The 16,711-nt window shown below is 45.6% G+C and carries 10 protein-coding genes; 6 read left to right on the top strand and 4 right to left on the bottom strand.

Features of this window, described 5'->3' with window-relative positions:
• Window positions 1-49: 49 nt before the first annotated feature.
• Window positions 50-1,387, top strand: coding sequence for a gliding motility-associated protein GldE (gene gldE / locus QVC79_RS13150; RefSeq protein ID WP_270592789.1), 1,338 nt, complete (start codon window positions 50-52; stop codon window positions 1,385-1,387).
• A 166-nt stretch (window positions 1,388-1,553) separates the two neighbouring features.
• On the opposite strand, the gene QVC79_RS13145 is transcribed toward gldE, so the two are convergent.
• Entirely contained in the window at window positions 1,554-3,122 is a 1,569-nt protein-coding gene (locus QVC79_RS13145) for an alkaline phosphatase family protein (RefSeq protein ID WP_229782436.1), read from the bottom strand.
• A gap of 161 nt (window positions 3,123-3,283) precedes the next feature.
• Between QVC79_RS13145 and QVC79_RS13140 the strand changes: the two genes are divergently transcribed.
• A complete protein-coding gene (locus QVC79_RS13140) occupies window positions 3,284-3,907 on the top strand; it encodes a hypothetical protein (protein WP_270592787.1) in 624 nt (207 codons plus the stop codon).
• 11 nt (window positions 3,908-3,918) lie between these two features.
• Window positions 3,919-4,395 (top strand): Lrp/AsnC family transcriptional regulator, encoded by a 477-nt coding sequence (locus QVC79_RS13135; RefSeq protein WP_087421230.1) that lies wholly within the window; start codon window positions 3,919-3,921, stop codon window positions 4,393-4,395.
• Window positions 4,396-4,410: 15 nt separating this feature from the next.
• On the opposite strand, the gene QVC79_RS13130 is transcribed toward QVC79_RS13135, so the two are convergent.
• On the bottom strand, window positions 4,411-5,319 hold the full coding sequence (locus QVC79_RS13130) for a diacylglycerol/lipid kinase family protein (protein ID WP_124317961.1): 909 nt from the start codon (window positions 5,317-5,319) through the stop codon (window positions 4,411-4,413).
• A gap of 106 nt (window positions 5,320-5,425) precedes the next feature.
• Complete coding sequence (locus tag QVC79_RS13125) at window positions 5,426-6,748, bottom strand: UDP-glucose dehydrogenase family protein (protein ID WP_270592786.1); 1,323 nt, start codon at window positions 6,746-6,748, stop codon at window positions 5,426-5,428.
• 133 nt (window positions 6,749-6,881) lie between these two features.
• Between QVC79_RS13125 and QVC79_RS13120 the strand changes: the two genes are divergently transcribed.
• The 3 genes from QVC79_RS13120 to QVC79_RS13110 all read left to right on the top strand — a co-directional run bounded on the left by QVC79_RS13120 (window position 6,882) and on the right by QVC79_RS13110 (window position 15,464).
• Window positions 6,882-12,347 (top strand): alpha-2-macroglobulin family protein, encoded by a 5,466-nt coding sequence (locus QVC79_RS13120; protein WP_270592784.1) that lies wholly within the window; start codon window positions 6,882-6,884, stop codon window positions 12,345-12,347.
• A gap of 214 nt (window positions 12,348-12,561) precedes the next feature.
• Complete coding sequence (locus QVC79_RS13115) at window positions 12,562-12,924, top strand: DUF8478 family putative metalloprotein (RefSeq protein ID WP_124318112.1); 363 nt, start codon at window positions 12,562-12,564, stop codon at window positions 12,922-12,924.
• A 236-nt stretch (window positions 12,925-13,160) separates the two neighbouring features.
• Window positions 13,161-15,464 (top strand): TonB-dependent receptor, encoded by a 2,304-nt coding sequence (locus tag QVC79_RS13110; RefSeq protein WP_270592781.1) that lies wholly within the window; start codon window positions 13,161-13,163, stop codon window positions 15,462-15,464.
• 336 nt (window positions 15,465-15,800) lie between these two features.
• Here QVC79_RS13110 and QVC79_RS13105 read toward each other — a convergent pair whose 3' ends face one another.
• Window positions 15,801-16,667, bottom strand: a complete 867-nt coding sequence (locus tag QVC79_RS13105) for a NigD1/NigD2 family lipoprotein (protein WP_270592780.1) — start codon at window positions 16,665-16,667, stop codon at window positions 15,801-15,803.
• Window positions 16,668-16,711: the final 44 nt, after the last annotated feature.

Here is a 16,711-nt window from a genome sequence, read left to right as displayed (position 1 = left end):
TTTCTATGTATCTTTCGGCGATATTTAAGTTTAACCAATTATATAAATTTTGGACACAGATTATATTCCCCTTGCCGGGCAGATTTTTACAGGTGCATTCACCCTCATCGATTTAATTTTCGTCATTATCCTATTGCTTTTATTATTATGCTCGGCATTAATTTCCGGTTCGGAGGTTGCCTATTTCTCACTTTCTCCTTCGCAATTGAAATACTTGGAAGACAACGGGTTCGAGAAGGCCCGCAACCTGCAACAGAAACCCAACCGACTACTCGCCACGATTTTAATATCCAACAATTTCGTGAACGTGGCCATTGTCGTGTTGTCCACCTATCTGGTAAATTCATTATTTGATTTCTCGGCTTATCCCACGTTAGGTTTCATTATCCAAGTGATCGTGGTAACGTTCGTGATCTTACTGGCCGGAGAAATCATTCCTAAATTATACGCCAACCGTTCCCAGTTGAACATGGTGATTTTCATGGCAGGTCCACTGACCTTTTTATCACGCCTGTTCCGTCCGCTATCCGCCCTGTTGATCGGTTCCACTTCTATTATCAGCAAGCGTATGGATAAAAAGGACAATTTATCCATCGACCAATTATCCAAAGCCTTGGAATTAACCAAGGACACGGCAATCAACGAGGAAAAAGACATTTTGGAAGGCATTGTCCGTTTTGGTAATATTGACGCGGTTGACATCATCCGTCCCCGCATCAACGTGATCGCCATTGACGGGAGTTCAAGCTACCAACAAGTGAAAGAGATCATCACTGAACATGGCTACTCACGTATGCCCGTGTACGAGGAAAACTTGGATAACATCACGGGAATCCTCTACGTGAAGGATTTATTACAACATCTGGATGAAAAAGAGGACTTTCACTGGCAAACCTTAATCCGTCCGGCCTATTTTGTCCCGGAAACCAAAAAGATCAACGACCTGCTGGAAGAGTTCCAAACGAAAAAGGTACACTTGGCGATTGTTGTTGATGAATACGGGGGAACCACCGGAATCGTCACGATGGAAGATATTATCGAAGAGATCGTGGGCGACATTAATGATGAATACGACGAACAGGAAATTGTTTACACGCGGGACAAGAATGGGGCATATATTTTCGAGGCCTCCACGCTGTTGAACGATTTCTACAAGATCACGGACATAGAGGAGGATTCATTTCAAGAAGTGGAGGGAGATGCTGACACCTTGGCCGGACTGATCCTTGAAATCAAGGGGGAACTTCCTCACAAGGACGAGGTGATTACATACAAAGAACATCAATTCAAAGTACTCGAAGTTGACAACAGGCGAATCAAGAAAATTCAATACAAAAAGACCGGGCAAGTCCCTCTTTCGCCTATAACTGCCCCACCGATAAGCTAGGACAAGTACTCTACAAATATACACCCCTTACATAGCACGAACACCGGTTCATGTTCATGGTATGTATATGCTATGTTCATGCTATGTCCATGAGCTAGACTATCGGCGGGGGAAGGGATACCCAAAGGCGGACAAAGGGGCGTTCATCGAACACTTTTAATTCCCACTAAAACATTGCCTTCCCATGTGCCGTATAAGGAACATTTATTCCCAAGATCTTACACAAGGTAGGTAATAAATCCGACATTGTGTAGTTCCCTTTCAAATCGGCTTTCACTCCCGCACCGTATAAATACAGGGGAACAATCGGACGCTTGGTATGCCGGAAATAAGTATCCTCCAACTCTTTCAGTTCCGAAACCCAAGTCGGATGGATACAGAAAAAGACATCCCCACTACGTTTGTGAGAAAACGAATTCTGAACCAACCGATTTACCCCTTCCGGGAAGGATGTGTGCGTTAATGAATAGGCTGTCATGACTTTGGCTACCCCCTCGAACTCGATCATAAAATCAGCCACCTTATCCTGCATTTCTTTCAGATTTATCTTCTTCTGCTCGATCAGATCCCGGTTCAAATAAATTTGTCCCTGATCATAATCGGAAATCCAGTCACCCGGCCCGTAAACCAAACCCAAGTAAGACTTCAACAAGGCCACAGATTTAAATATACTAAAATAATCAGAGTTCACTTTAATCTTCCGCAAATCCTCCGGCATCAATTCCCGCATCTCGGAAAAGGTCACGAACAGCGTGTAGTTTCCTTTCCCGACCCGGGTATCCAACTTACTTACCAATGCCGCAATATCCATATCCAAACGGATCAACATATCTTTCTCCTCGCTCGAATCTATCGTGAAATCCCGGGACATATAGTCTAAACAGGAAAAATTCAGGGCCAGCAAATCCGGATCATTATCCACTCCCAACCTTTCCTCGTCAATCAATTTTTCGGCCAACACCCGTACCAATGTATTCGCGTAAGGGGTGGCTTTTAAAACCCGGTAAGTATTATATTCCTTCTTTGCCCGGGCTATATCATAATAGAAATGATTCGTCAGGCGAATACGGGCAGCCGACTTATCCTCGTCAGACAACATCATCCATCCTTTATTCACGAAATGATCGCTCTCGACCCATGTATTATACATTCTCAACCATTCGGGCAATTCCGAACGATAATAAGAAGAGGACACCCATTTACCCGTTTTCTCGCTGAACCAGATGGCCATATCGGCACTACTTCCCCCACTTAGAACAGCTTCGTCACCATTCATGGCAATACTGAACACCCGGGACATGGGATTATTCCATTTCATGGCGCTCCCCAGGCTCATCGTCTGCAAGTAATCGGGGGACAAACTTTTTATACTATCCGCCTGTTGATCTCCGATTTCCGTATAACGATCGGATTGGGTAGAATACTGACGTTTCCGGCGTAAACGATCGTACCACGCCCTCGACACGATCCCATGTTCCGTGGGTAACATACCCGTGTAAATCGACGCGTGATCCACCCCAGTTTGCGTGTAAAAATAGTTATAATTCATATTCACCCGGGCTCCTTGTTTCATGATCCGCTTCAAACCGTTATCCGACAATTCGTTAGCATACATATCCATCCATTCCGGATAAAAATGGCTGATCACCACTCCCACTATCAATTTCGGTTTTTCTTCCGCGAAAACACCAGATACCCAAGCCAATACACTCGCCAATAACAATAACTTTTTCACGATCGTTTCTATTTTATAAATTCGTATTTCTGATCCCAAGTTTCAAATCCTCAGTATAGACACAAAAATAATCAGAATATGATAATTTACAACTTATAATTCTTTCAATTCTTAATTGTTTCGTATCTTTACGGCAAGAATCTAAAATAACCATATCCATTATGACGGAGAAAAAGTGCCAGTTGACAGAAAAACTGAGGAACTATGTTTATCGCTACGGAACTGAATTATCGGACGATAAATTGAAGAAAATGGGAACTTCTCTTGAGGAGATTAACGAGAATTTCTCAGACATGGAAGACATCGCGAAGAGTATCTTCGAGCAAGAGCGTATCGCTTTTGAAAAGATATTCAAAGAATACGATTTCGATGGATGGAACGCGATTGACATTTTACTACTGGTTGGAAACGAGATCCACCAGCGCTTTTTTAACGTGTCACCTTCCGTCAGCTACAAATTAGCCGAGGCATTCCCGGAACTATTCAAACAGCACAAGCTGGAACGTTCCAATTTTATCTACGAGAAGATTAAAATTAACATCGAAAAGGGAATGCAACAAGGTATGTATAAAAACGACGTATCAAGTGAAATGGTTGCCCGCATGTATATTGCCAAACTGAATGATATTCACAATCAAGAGATCTACCCTCCCGAAGTCTTTGATTTCGCTACCATTTTCAACAATTTGATCGACGGGGTAATCAAAACCATCACGAACGAGGATGGATGGCAATATTACAAACAGCGTAAACAACTGTATAGCGTATTAAGTTTTAACAGGTAAAAAAGAAAACAATGAGTGCAAAATATCAAATCGATGACATCGATCGTAAGATCTTGTCTCATCTTGTAAAAAATGCAAGAATCCCCTTTTTGGAAATAGCCCGGGAATGTGGCATATCCGGAGCCGCCATCCACCAACGCGTGAAAAAGATGGAAGACTCCGGTATTATCGAAGGTTCCCGTTTTATCGTGAAACCCGATGCACTTGGTTTTGGAGTATGCGCTTTTATCGGGGTTATCCTTGACCACGCTCACACCTACAAGACGGTCGTGAAAGAGATTGAAAGCATCCCGGAAGTTACAGAATGTCACTTTATCACGGGCGGTTTTACCTTTTTGATTAAATTAAGATGCAACGATCACCAGCACTTGATGGATATTCTGATCAACACGTTACAGAACATCCCCGGTATCGCTAAAACCGAAACATTCATCTCCTTGGATCAGCTTATCGAGAAACAGATAGCCCTATCTCCACAGGACAAATAGTCGTTTTAAGTTAAATCAAACCGTCATATTTTTCTTCTTCCTGGATAGTTTTGGGGCAATTACTTTCAATACTCCAGGAAGTACTTTTACCTTTACCGGAGACTCCAAAGTATACGGGTCCCCATCAATATGCGCTTTATTCAAGTCTCCTTCCAAAATCGCCTCCCTGCATTGGATTTCGCTAAAATAAGGAAGTCGGGCGATCTTGGAATTCATAAAGCAATAGAGGAAACGAGGTATTTGATAATATTTAGGCCTCTTCAAAATGCAAATATCAACCAGCCCGTCCCGTAACGAGGCTTTGGGGGCTATCGAGGCATTATTTCCATACTGGGAACTATTGGCAACACTCAAAACGAAACAATCTTCCTCCCACGTTTTCCCGTCTATATGAAACACGTAACGCTTACCGGGGTAACGAAACCACATATGCACGATCGAGTAGATATAAGAAAATATTCCCCGGATCTTCATGGTACTAAAAAAGTGTGCTACCTCGGCATCAAAGCCGAAACCACTCACGTTCAACGAGTAATGGCCATTAATCTCCACGACATCAATATCCGTGGTCTCACTTTTCAAAATCTGTTTCAACGCTTTATTCATCATCTGGGAAAAACCTAAATGACGGGCAAAACCGTTACCACTCCCTAAAGAGATCACGCCAAAAGCGATGCCCGTATTTATCAGGGCAGTACCGATTTCATTTACCGTACCATCCCCACCTGCCGCGATGATATGCGTGTAATTCTGATGCTTGGCCTGCTCCACGATCTCTTTCGCGTGCCCGGCATATTCCGTGAAACGTATATTGTACTCGATGTGTTTGTACGCCGCAATATGCCTTATCCGGTAAGGAATCTCCCAGCCCAAACCGAACCCCGATATAGGATTCACGATAAACAATATTCGATAATGAACCACGTGTTAATTTTAGATTTAATGATTTTAGATTTTAGATTCTGGCAGCCTAAGCTGCCACTAACATAGCGCCACACAGACCTTATGACCTCTCTCCCATTTTCAATTGCTAATTGTCTTTCCGTCCGATTCCGTAATACACGTAACCGAATTCTTTCATTTGTCCCGGGCTGTATATATTTCTTCCGTCAAATATAATCTTGTGCTTTAATGCTTTTTCGATAAAAGTAAACTTGGGAATCTTGAATTCAGCCCATTCCGTCACCACGATCAAGGCATCGGCATCGGTCAACGCATCGTACATATTCTCTGCGAATTCAATACGATCACCAATCCGTCTCTTACACTCTTCCATAGCCACCGGATCAAATCCTCGTACCACAGCTCCGGCCCCCACTAATTTATCAATTAACACTAATGAAGGAGCTTCTCGCAAATCATCCGTACCCGGTTTAAACGACAATCCCCACATGGCAAAACGTTTTCCCGTCAAATTCGGCCCGAAGTGTGACGTGATCTTTCGGAACAACACGCTCTTCTGGTTCTCGTTCACCCGCTCCACCGCTTTCAGTAACTCTAGGCTATGTCCATGATCATCCCCCGTGCGAATCAACGCTTTCACGTCCTTCGGGAAACAGGAACCGCCATAACCGCACCCGGCATTCAAGAATTTCTTCCCGATACGGGAATCACTACCGATACCTTTCTTCACGGCTTCCACGTCAGCCCCGACAATCTCACACAAATTAGCGATGTCATTCATAAACGAAATACGGGTAGCCAGCATCGAGTTTGCCGCGTATTTAGTCATTTCCGCCGACAATATATCCATAAAATAGATCGGTGTATTATTCAATATAAAAGCATGGTATAAACGTTCCATGACCCGACGGGCACGATCACTCTCCACCCCGATCACCACGCGATCCGGAGAGATAAAATCGTTCACCGCATCCCCTTCCTTCAAGAATTCCGGATTAGAAGCCACGTCAAATGCCACCTCGACACCTCGTTTTTCCAAAGCTGCTTGAATTACTCCTTTCACCTTGTAATTCGTTCCCACGGGCACCGTTGATTTCGTCACCACGACAATATAATTATTTATGATCTCCCCGATTTCACGAGCCACATCCAGCACATAGTGCAGGTCGGCACTCCCATCCTCATCAGGCGGGGTTCCCACGGCAATAAAAACAGCATCAGCATCCTTCAATGCCTCTCTCAACGAAGTAGTGAAAAAGAGGCGTCCATCTTCCCGGTTCCGGGTCACCAGCTCGGCCAGTCCGGGTTCATATATAGGCATACCCCCATGATTCAACAACTCGATCTTGACATTGTTAACATCGACACACGTTACGGTTACTCCCGTTTCGGCTAAACATGTTCCAGACACAAGTCCGACATAACCGGTTCCAACAACAGCTATTCTCATATTATCTATTTTACCTCCCAAATTAGGGTCTGATTTTTCATTTTCGCAAAAATATAAATTTAAAACGAACAATAAGTTCCCATACCGTTTTTTTATTTAATTTTGTCTTAATGATAAATCAAACATTACCAGCATGAAAAAAAGAATTCTTCTTTTTCCTTTACTGTTTTTGATGATCACGATCTTTTCGTGCAAAGATAAAACCAAGGAACAAAGCAAGCTAGAGTATAGCAAATACATTTCCGGCTTTACACAGGGAATGATAAAATCCTCCGACCCGATCTATGTTCGGTTGGAAAATAATGTTTTGCAAGTAGGGGACAGTCTTCCCACGCAGGTCGAAAAACTATTAAAGATCTCTCCGAAAGCAGAGGGAACCGTATCTCTACGGGACGGTAACATTATCGAGTTTACCCCCACCAAGCCGCTAAAAAACGGGCAAACATACGACATCAGTCTCTACTTGGACAAACTCTGCAAAGTCCCTTCCGACTTGTCAACCTTCCGTTTCAGCGTGAAAGTCCTCCCTCTCGTGTTTGCGTTCCAAGAGGGCAGCTTGAATATCGACCCCACGGATAACAACAGATTTTCTTACCGAGCCTCCATCACGAATTCCGATGCCGTGGCCCCCGCCGAAATAGAACTACTCGTGAAAGCGACGATAAATGGCTTGTCCCACAAATTAGAATGGGAACACACACCCTACACCCACTACTTCACGGTTCCGGACATCAACCGGACAGACGAAACACAATCACTGGAGTTAAGTTTCAACAAAAAGGTGAAAAACGGGAACGATTTGATCGTGGAGATCCCCGGTTCAAAAATATTTTCCGTACTGGAAGTCAAAGCAAGCGATGAAAACTCCCAGACCATAGACATCATCCTCTCGGACAACGTGGATGCCTCTCAGGATTTACAAGGATTAATCACCGTAGACGGAGTGAATCGCCTAAACTTCAACGTGCAGGGTAACATTATCCGAGTATATTCCAACGAACGGGACAAGATGCAAGGGGTCGTTCAAATAAATATCTATAAAGGTATCAAAAACTCATTCGGTGAAAAATTGAAATCGGATGCCACCTACAACGTCAGTTTCGCCTCCGCCAAACCCGCTGTTGCCTTTATTGGTGAGGGAACATTTACCCCGGCCGAGGGAAACGTGCTGATCCCCTTCTCCGCGGTAGCCCTGAAAGCCGTGCAATTGCGTGTGGTAAAGGTATTCAACCAAAACATGAACTTCTACCTGCAAGACGGTAATTACAATTATAGTAGCGATTACCAGTTACGCCGGGTGGGACGCATCATCTTGGATAAAAAAATCCCGCTTGAAAAAGAAGGTCACCCAATAAATGCCAACAAATGGCAGGACTACACGATAAATCTGGCAGACCATATACAATTGGAAAAAGGAGTTATCTACCGGGTTCAACTGAAATTCCAAAAATCCTACACGACCCTAGCCTGTGCTAACGAGGGATTGGATGGAATCACGGAAGACCATTGGGATTCCCAGTCTGATTATGACGATTATGATGACGACGATTACTACTATAATTACCCGTCCGACTACTCATGGGAAGAACGAGACGATCCCTGTTCCAACTCTTATTACTACGTGTCTGATCGTTTCCCCAGAAGAAACTTGATCGTCACCTCTCTCGGCCTTACCGCCAAAACCGGAAGTGACGGTAAATACGTGGTAGCCGTGAACGACCTGCTCACGGCCGCTCCCGTGGAAAGTTGCAAGATACTCTTCTTCAATTACCAGAACCAGAAGATTGATTCTGCCGTAACTAACAATTCGGGAATCGCAACCGCACGAGTACAAGGGAAACCGTTCATCGTGCTTGCCGTCAAGGGAAACGACAAGGCCTATTTAAAAGTAAGCGATGCAAATTCTCTATCATACAGCAACTTTGACATCAGTGGCGAAGTCGTGCAACAAGGAATAAAAGGTTTTATTTATGGAGAACGGGGCGTATGGCGTCCGGGAAATGAAATACATCTCTCTTTCATGCTGGAAGACAAAGAGCAGGTGATTCCCGTGGGACACCCCATCATTGCCGAACTCTACGACCCGAATGGTAACGTGGTGCAAACGAAACGGGAAGGACGTAACGAACACGGCCTCTATTGTTTCACCTTCAAAACAGACGAGCAAGCCGTCACGGGTTACTGGCGGGCAGTTGTACGTATCGGGGGAGTCTCCTTCTGGAAAACCGTCCGAATCGAAAGTATCAAACCGAATCGCCTCAGTATCGTGACCAACCTGCCGAATGACATTCTGGGAAATGGTATCCCGGATAACTCCATTCCCGTGCAGACCCGTTGGTTGCATGGAGCTAAAACCAGCTCGCTGAAGGTCAACACCGAATTAAAATTATCCCAAAGTAACACCACGTTCCCGGGATACAAAGAATATAGTTTTGATGACCGATCTCGTTATTTTAATGCGACCACAACAACCTTCTTTGAAGGAACTACCGATGCGGAGGGTAATTTTACCCTATCGGCTGATGAAATCAGCACGGAGAACGCCCCGGGAATGTTGAATGCACTACTCACGCTGCGGGTATTCGAACCCGGCGGGGACTTCAGCATCACGACAGCAGGATTCAAATATTCACCTTATAAAGAATATGTCGGCGTGAAACTTCCCGACTCCGAGGATAACTGGTACTCCGCCGGCAAACCGATCCCCATCGCGGGAGCCGTGCTTACGGCCGACGGGAAGCCGGTATCTGACAGGGAAATCGAAGTTGAAGTCTATACCTTGGAATGGCGCTGGTGGTGGGATTCCGAAAGGGACAATATCGGATCATACGTGAACCGCTCCTACCGGAAACCGATCTTCAATAAAACCGTGAAAAGCCAAAATGGTAAATTCAATATTGACGTTACCTGCAACCAATGGGGACGCTATTACGTGATCGCAAGAGATAAATCCTCCGGCCACTCCTGTGGAACGACCTTCTACGTAAGTTCTTGGCGGAATGACATGAATATCCCGGGTATGGCCACCCTACTCACCTTGACCAGCGATAAGAAAGCCTACCGTGCCGGGGAAAAAATAAAAATCACCTTCCCTTCTTCCGAGGGTAGCGTGGCACTCGTGAGCGTTGAAAACGGGAAAACTGTGAAAGACATATTCCGTGTACCGACATCTGCCGGTTCCACCTCTTTCGAGATCGAGGCGACCAGTGAAATGTGTCCCAATATCTACATCAATGTTTCCCTCATTCAACCTCACAAAAACCGGAACAATGACAAACCGATTCGTCTGTATGGAGTACTGAACATCAATATTGACGATCCTAACTTACGCCTGACCCCAAAGATCGATATGGCACAGGAACTTCGCCCGTCACAGGATTTCACGGTTTCCGTGAGCGAAAAGGACGGAAAACCGATGACTTATTCCATTGCCATTGTCGATGAAGGATTGTTATCCCTGACCTCCTTCAAAACCCCGAACCCCTTCCCCGCATTCTATGCCAGAGAGGCCCTCGGCGTAAAGACGTGGGACTTCTACGATGATGTCATCGGAGCATTCGGGGGACGTCTGGAAAAAGCATTTGCCGTGGGAGGTGACGAATCCTTGGAACCGGAAGAGAACCGAAAAAGCAATCGTTTTACTCCCGTGGTAATCTTCAAAGGCCCGTTCACCATCAAGAACGGGGAAAAGAAAATGCACACCTTCCGGATGCCGGAATACATCGGGGAAGTACGCACAATGGTCGTTGCCGAGGACAACGGACGTTATGGTTCCGCCTCGCAAAGCACGAAAGTCAACAAACCATTGATGCTCAACGTCACGATGCCTCGTTTGTTCACCCCGGGAGACGTGATCGAAATTCCGGTAACCCTGTTCGCCATGAAAGAGAACATCAAGAATGTTACCGTGAACATCCAAACCGACGATAAGATTGAAATCATTGAACCCGCAAGCAAAGAAGCCCACTTCTCCGGCACGGGAGAACAGATCATATTCTTCAAGGTAAAAATCAAAGAAAACATTGGTAAATCCACGTTGACCTTCACGGCACAAAGCGGCTCGGAGAAAGCCCATTTCAGTTGTGATGTCGACATCCGTATACCGAATCCCAAAGTAACCCGGGTAGATGCGCGGGAAGTGGCAAGTGGAGAATCCATCACCTTCAACAACACGATGGAAGGTTTGGAACCCGCCTCGTTCCTCGAAATCACCTCCATCCCGGCGCTTAATCTGGAACAACGTCTCGGCTACTTGATTCGTTACCCGCACGGATGCGGAGAGCAAATCACCTCTGCCGTGTTCCCGCAGCTCATGCTCGACCGAATTATGGACCTCAGCGAGGCTCAAAAAGTTACCGCAGAATTGCACGTGAAAGACGTTATCACCCGCTTGCGCAACTACCAAGTAAGCAATGGTGGGTTCAGCTATTGGTCGAACTCCAGCTACGTTTCCGACTGGGTTTCCACCTACATCACGGATTTCTTAATTCAAGCAGAGAAAGTCGGTTATCGAATCCCGACTTCCATGAAAAACTCCGCTCTTGATTACCTAGCAAAACAAGCAAATGCTTGGCGACGGGGAGATTATTACTCGGAAATCGAACAATCCTACCGCCTCTACGTGCTTGCACTTGCCGGCAAACCTAATATGGCAGCCATGAACCGGATGAAGGAAGATACCTACAAAAACCCGATTGCCCGCTGGCAACTGGCGGGAGCCTACGCCTTAGGCAAACACGAAAAGATTGCCAAAGCGCTGATCGCCAATCTTCCGGCAGAAGCTGAACTATATCGTCAGCTTGGCAGATGTTACGGTTCCGACCTCCGTGACAACGCGATCATCATGCAAAGCATGATCAACATGGATATGAAAAACGAGGCATACAAGCTCATGCAGAAAATGGCCCGCAAATTTGCATCCAACGAATGGTTAAGTACACAAGAAAGTGCCTTTGGCCTGTGTGCCATCGGTAACTACGTGGAACGATACTTCAAGGATGGTAACGGTATTGATGTCCAGATCGGGAAAGACAACTACAAGACGGCAAAAACCGTGTTGCAAAAAGAGTTGGCTGTGAAGAACAACAAATCGGAAGTGACCGTGAAAAACAACTCTTCGGGAACGCTCCACGTGCGCACCATCAACAGCTCCACGCCATTGGGAGTGATCACGCAAAGCGAAATGTCCGGGTTGAAAATGACGGTCAACTACTATCGCAACGGCACTCGGAACAACGAACCCAATTATAAACAAGGAGAAGACATCGTGGCCGAAATCACGATCCAGAATACCGGAAATATCGGTTTATACGAGGAATTGGCATTAACTTTCATGTTCCCCTCCGGTTTCGAGTTCCTCAATGAACGTCTCACGACAGGCGTGAACCCGTTCCAAGGAACCGACAACGTGGACATCCGGGATGACCGGGCATACCTCTATTTCTCGTTAACACAAGGCCAATCGAAAACTTTCAAACTTCGCTTTAACGCAGCGTACTCCGGAACTTACCTACTTCCGGCCATCACCTGCTCGGCGATGTACGATAACTCGATTACCGCCACTCTTCCGGGGAACACGATCACGATAAACAGAGAGTAATTAATTTTAAATTTTAGATTGAATGATTTCTGAATAAACAAAGGCCTTGTGTACCAGTTTTCAGTTTCTTCAATCTAAAATCTAAATTAATAACCTGCAACTTGTAACCAACCAATCTGTAACTTGCCTTCGGCAACATTTAATACATTTTTAAGAAAAAATTCATGCTTATTATTTAGAAATAATCTACATTTGTCAAGCAAACGATTTAGATATGCGTCGAGAAAATGTAAATAAACTGATACACTTGTTCCTGCTAGCTCTGTTTTTGAGCTATTACGGAAGTATCACCTTTTTCTCGCATTATCACGTGGTTAACGGGGTCACGATTGTCCATTCCCATTTCTTTTGCGGTCACGCCGATACCGACGGGAAAGCCGATCACACGCACTCCCCCAAGGAGCTGACATTAATTGCCTACTTAACCACTTTCATCACCTTGATCAGTGCCGCATTGCTCATACTGATCTCTTTCTCGATAACCCAGAGACATTACCATATCCGGAATCAGGCAGATGAACCGGACAAACATATTTTCACCTTAAGCCAACTCCGGGCTCCTCCCATTCTCGCGTAATTATTTCATCCAGACGAAAAAGCATTTCTCAAAGAAATGCAAGGGACTATAATTGTCTCCAAGCGGGTACGTCTCATGCCAAGCCATACTTTTTCCAAGAAGGGAGAATTATGGCCCAATATTAGGACATCCCTCTTGTTATCAGTCTAGTATGCACAAAATTATGTGCTTTCATTCTTAGAAAAAAACACCCCTCTTTCCCAGACAGGAATGAGGTATAAAATAATTACGTACAAATGAAAAACTTACTTACACTCGTTATATTACTTTTCCCAGCCCTTTACGGTTGGGCTGATGAAGAAAACACCGTGAAGAAAACCACGGACGCCCATATCACCGGACACATTATCCTGAAAGAAACCGGTGAACATCTCCCCTTCATGACCATATTGTTGAAGGGAACCAACATCGGCACGGCCACGGACGAAACCGGGCATTTTTTCTTGAAAAACCTGCCGGAAGGAAAATACACACTCCGCGTACAAGGGGTTGGTTATAAAAGTGCAGAGAAAGAAATCGTGATCGTGAGAGGGAAAACCCAAGAAGTTAACTTCGAAATCAGCGAGGATGCCGTTATGCTTGATGGAGCTGTGGTCACCGCTAACCGGAATGAAACGGATAGAAGGGAAGCCCCCGTTATCGTCAACGTACTATCGCCCAAAGTATTCGAGAATACGAACTCCGTATGTTTGTCCCAAGGATTAAACTTCCAGCCGGGTCTACGGGTTGAAAACAACTGCCAAAACTGCGGTTTCCAGCAAGTGCGCATCAACGGGCTGGATGGCCCCTATTCCCAAATATTGATTGACAGTCGTCCCATGTGCAGCTCGCTTGCCGGAGTGTACGGCTTAGAACAAATTCCCGCCAATATGGTCGAACGAGTAGAAGTACTACGGGGTGGAGGCTCCGCCCTCTTCGGGTCAAACGCCATCGCCGGAACAATCAACATCATCACGAAAGAACCCTTGTACAATTTTTTTCAGGTTGGACACACTCTTTCCGCCATTGACGGGGAAAGTTTTGACAACGTGACCTCCTTCAACGGGGCCATCGTCAACGATCAACGGGATGCCGGAATCTACCTGTTCGGAATGGTGCGTGACCGCCAAGCTTACGACCACGACGATGATGGTTTTTCCGAGCTGGGAAAAATAAACAGCACGACACTCGGTTTCAAGACTTACTACAAACCGACCCATTTCAGTAAATTCACCCTAGAATACCATCATATCAAGGAATTCCGTCGAGGAGGAAACAATTTAGACAGACCACCTCACGAGGCCGACGTGGCAGAACAAGCCGATCACAACATTCATGGCGGGAGCCTGAACTACACACTCTCATCAAAGGACTACAAACACCGCTTGAACGTGTACTCTTCCCTCCAGAACATAGGACGTGAATCCTACTATGGAGCCGGACAAGACACGAACGCTTACGGGAAGACCAAAGACTTCACGGTTGTGGGCGGAGCCCAGTACTCCTACGACTTCGACAACTTCCTGTTCATGCCCTCTTCTCTCACCGCGGGAGTAGAGTACTCCTACAACAAGCTGAACGACCTCATGTTGGGGTACCACAGGGAAATCAATCAAGAAGTTTCCGTGTACAGCGCATACCTTCAGAACGAGTGGAAAACCGGACGATTCAGTTTTCTATTAGGCGGACGTCTGGATAAAAACTCGGAAATCGACGATCCGATATTCAGTCCCCGCTTGAACATTCGTTATAACCCGATCCCCGATTTAAGCCTGCGGGCAAGCTATTCCGAGGGATTCCGGGCTCCACAGACCTACGATGAAGACCTCCACGTGGCAGCCGTCGGCGGGGAAGTGACCCTAATACAAGTGGCAAAGGACTTGAAGACCGAACGTTCCCGCAGTTACAGTGCATCCGTGGATTACTACACCGCTTGGGGCCCCGTACAGATCAACCTCCTACTGGAAGGATTCTACACCAGCCTCCACAACCCCTTCGTGCTGGAAGAGATCGAATCGGATGACGAGAACAAAATACTGGAACGTCGTAACGGGTCGGACGCCGTGGTGAAAGGATTCAACCTTGAAGGCAAGATCGCCCCGCACAAATCCGTACAACTACAATTCGGGGCCACCCTGCAAAGCAGTAAATACGATGAACCCGTTGCATGGAGTAAAGACCCCGACGTGGAAGCCTGTCGCAAACTGTTGCGCTCACCCGATCAATACGGTTACGCAACGTTAAACCTGCTCCCGTTCAAAAACTTCTCGGCAGCCCTCTCCGGGACTTACACGGGCTCCATGTACGTGGGTCACTCGGCCGGGTACATCGAGAAAGACGTGTTGGAAAAAACGGACTCCTTCTTCGACGCCACGATTAAACTGGCATACGACATCAAGGTTGGCAGGGGTTACACAATTCAGTTCAATATCGGGATGCAAAACGTGTTCGACAGTTACCAGAACGATTTCGACAAGGGGGAATTCCGGGATTCCGGTTACATTTACGGTCCGGGCTTGCCAAGAACTTATTTTGCAGGCCTGAAATTCGGAATATTCTAAAAATACAGTATCAAGATTTCACTTTATCGACAAAGGGCCGAACTCGCAAGGTTCGGCTCTTCCTCTTTAGTATTAAAGCGTACTTGCCTCGGTATCTCACTGGTGACTCGTTAATATATCCTTCACGTTTCAAGATAAAATCAAATAAAAATACACCACCACCATCCATCCACTTCCCGTTAACTTCCCGTTGACTTTCCATTGACTTACTAACGAGACACACCTACAACACCTATTCAACCACGGCAAGATACCAACGAAAGTACATGAAAAAAGCCATACCTTTTCGGCATGGCTTTTATTGAATATAGAATGTTGGTTATCTGATCTTTCCCGTTATTCAACCACACATTCACCAACTTCTTCTGTCGCCACCATCTTACTCTTATCCTGATTCAACCCCTTGTTTTCACCCGTTTCACCGGTATTTTTCAGGGTATAGGTACCACTATCTTCCCGGTTAACCGTTTCTGAAGTGTTTTTCCCGTATTCAGTCCAGAGCAGTTTTACCGGTACAGACGTCTGTCCCTCAGGCACGATAGATGTCAAGTCGAAAGAAACCCGTCCCCGACCCCAAGAATAATTCCCTCGATCGTTACCCGTGTCAGGCCTTTCACCGTAAGCGTTATGACGCAAGGTCACGTAAACCGTGTCATTATGAGCCACCACGTCATCCTGTACCAAATTAATGAAGTGTTTCTCTTTAGAACCGTCTTTTACCGGAATCCGGAACTCAACATTCAAGTATCTTCCACCGAACCACGCTTCCCGCACGTTGATCGGATCGTTACCAATACTATCTTGACGTACTTCCTCATCTTCATTAATAAAAGATTGTTTTACCGGCACCTTCGTTAACACGTCATCAAACCCGTAAAGACGAATGTAATAATTCATATTACCTTCCAACCCGGTCTCGTCACGTTCGCTACCCACGATAGAGTAATTCACGTACACCCGAAGATCTTCCTCCGCCCCGTCAAAATTAATAGGCATCCCTTCCGTCACGATCAGCCGGTTACCATCGTCCCGACGAATGGCAAACTTGGAACGGCTTCCATTATCAATTTTTTCGAGGTTACCATAACTAAGCCATGAGCTACCTCCGCCCACGTAGTAATATTCGTCATCATCGTCACAAGCCGTAAAACCCATCACGATCAACGAACAAATAAGTGCAAATTTCCATGTTTTATTTTTCATAGCTGTTTTTTTTAATACATCAAATAGATGCTTACATTTTTAAA

Origin of the sequence: Butyricimonas sp. (genome assembly GCF_019423355.1) — a bacterium.
GTDB classification, from domain to species: Bacteria; Bacteroidota; Bacteroidia; order Bacteroidales; family Marinifilaceae; genus Butyricimonas; species Butyricimonas faecihominis.
The sequence above is the reverse complement of the archived record's forward strand: the minus strand, read 5'-3'. Positions and strand labels throughout refer to the sequence as shown.

Coding starts and splice junctions, on each gene's coding strand:
- QVC79_RS13140 (WP_270592787.1), top strand. CDS start 3,284: ATGACGGAGAAAAAGTGCCAGTTGACAGAAAAACTGAGGAACTATGTT.
- QVC79_RS13135 (WP_087421230.1), top strand. CDS start 3,919: ATGAGTGCAAAATATCAAATCGATGACATCGATCGTAAGATCTTGTCT.
- QVC79_RS13125 (WP_270592786.1), bottom strand. CDS start 6,748: ATGAGAATAGCTGTTGTTGGAACCGGTTATGTCGGACTTGTGTCTGGA.
- QVC79_RS13120 (WP_270592784.1), top strand. CDS start 6,882: ATGAAAAAAAGAATTCTTCTTTTTCCTTTACTGTTTTTGATGATCACG.
- QVC79_RS13115 (WP_124318112.1), top strand. CDS start 12,562: ATGCGTCGAGAAAATGTAAATAAACTGATACACTTGTTCCTGCTAGCT.
- QVC79_RS13110 (WP_270592781.1), top strand. CDS start 13,161: ATGAAAAACTTACTTACACTCGTTATATTACTTTTCCCAGCCCTTTAC.
- QVC79_RS13105 (WP_270592780.1), bottom strand. CDS start 16,667: ATGAAAAATAAAACATGGAAATTTGCACTTATTTGTTCGTTGATCGTG.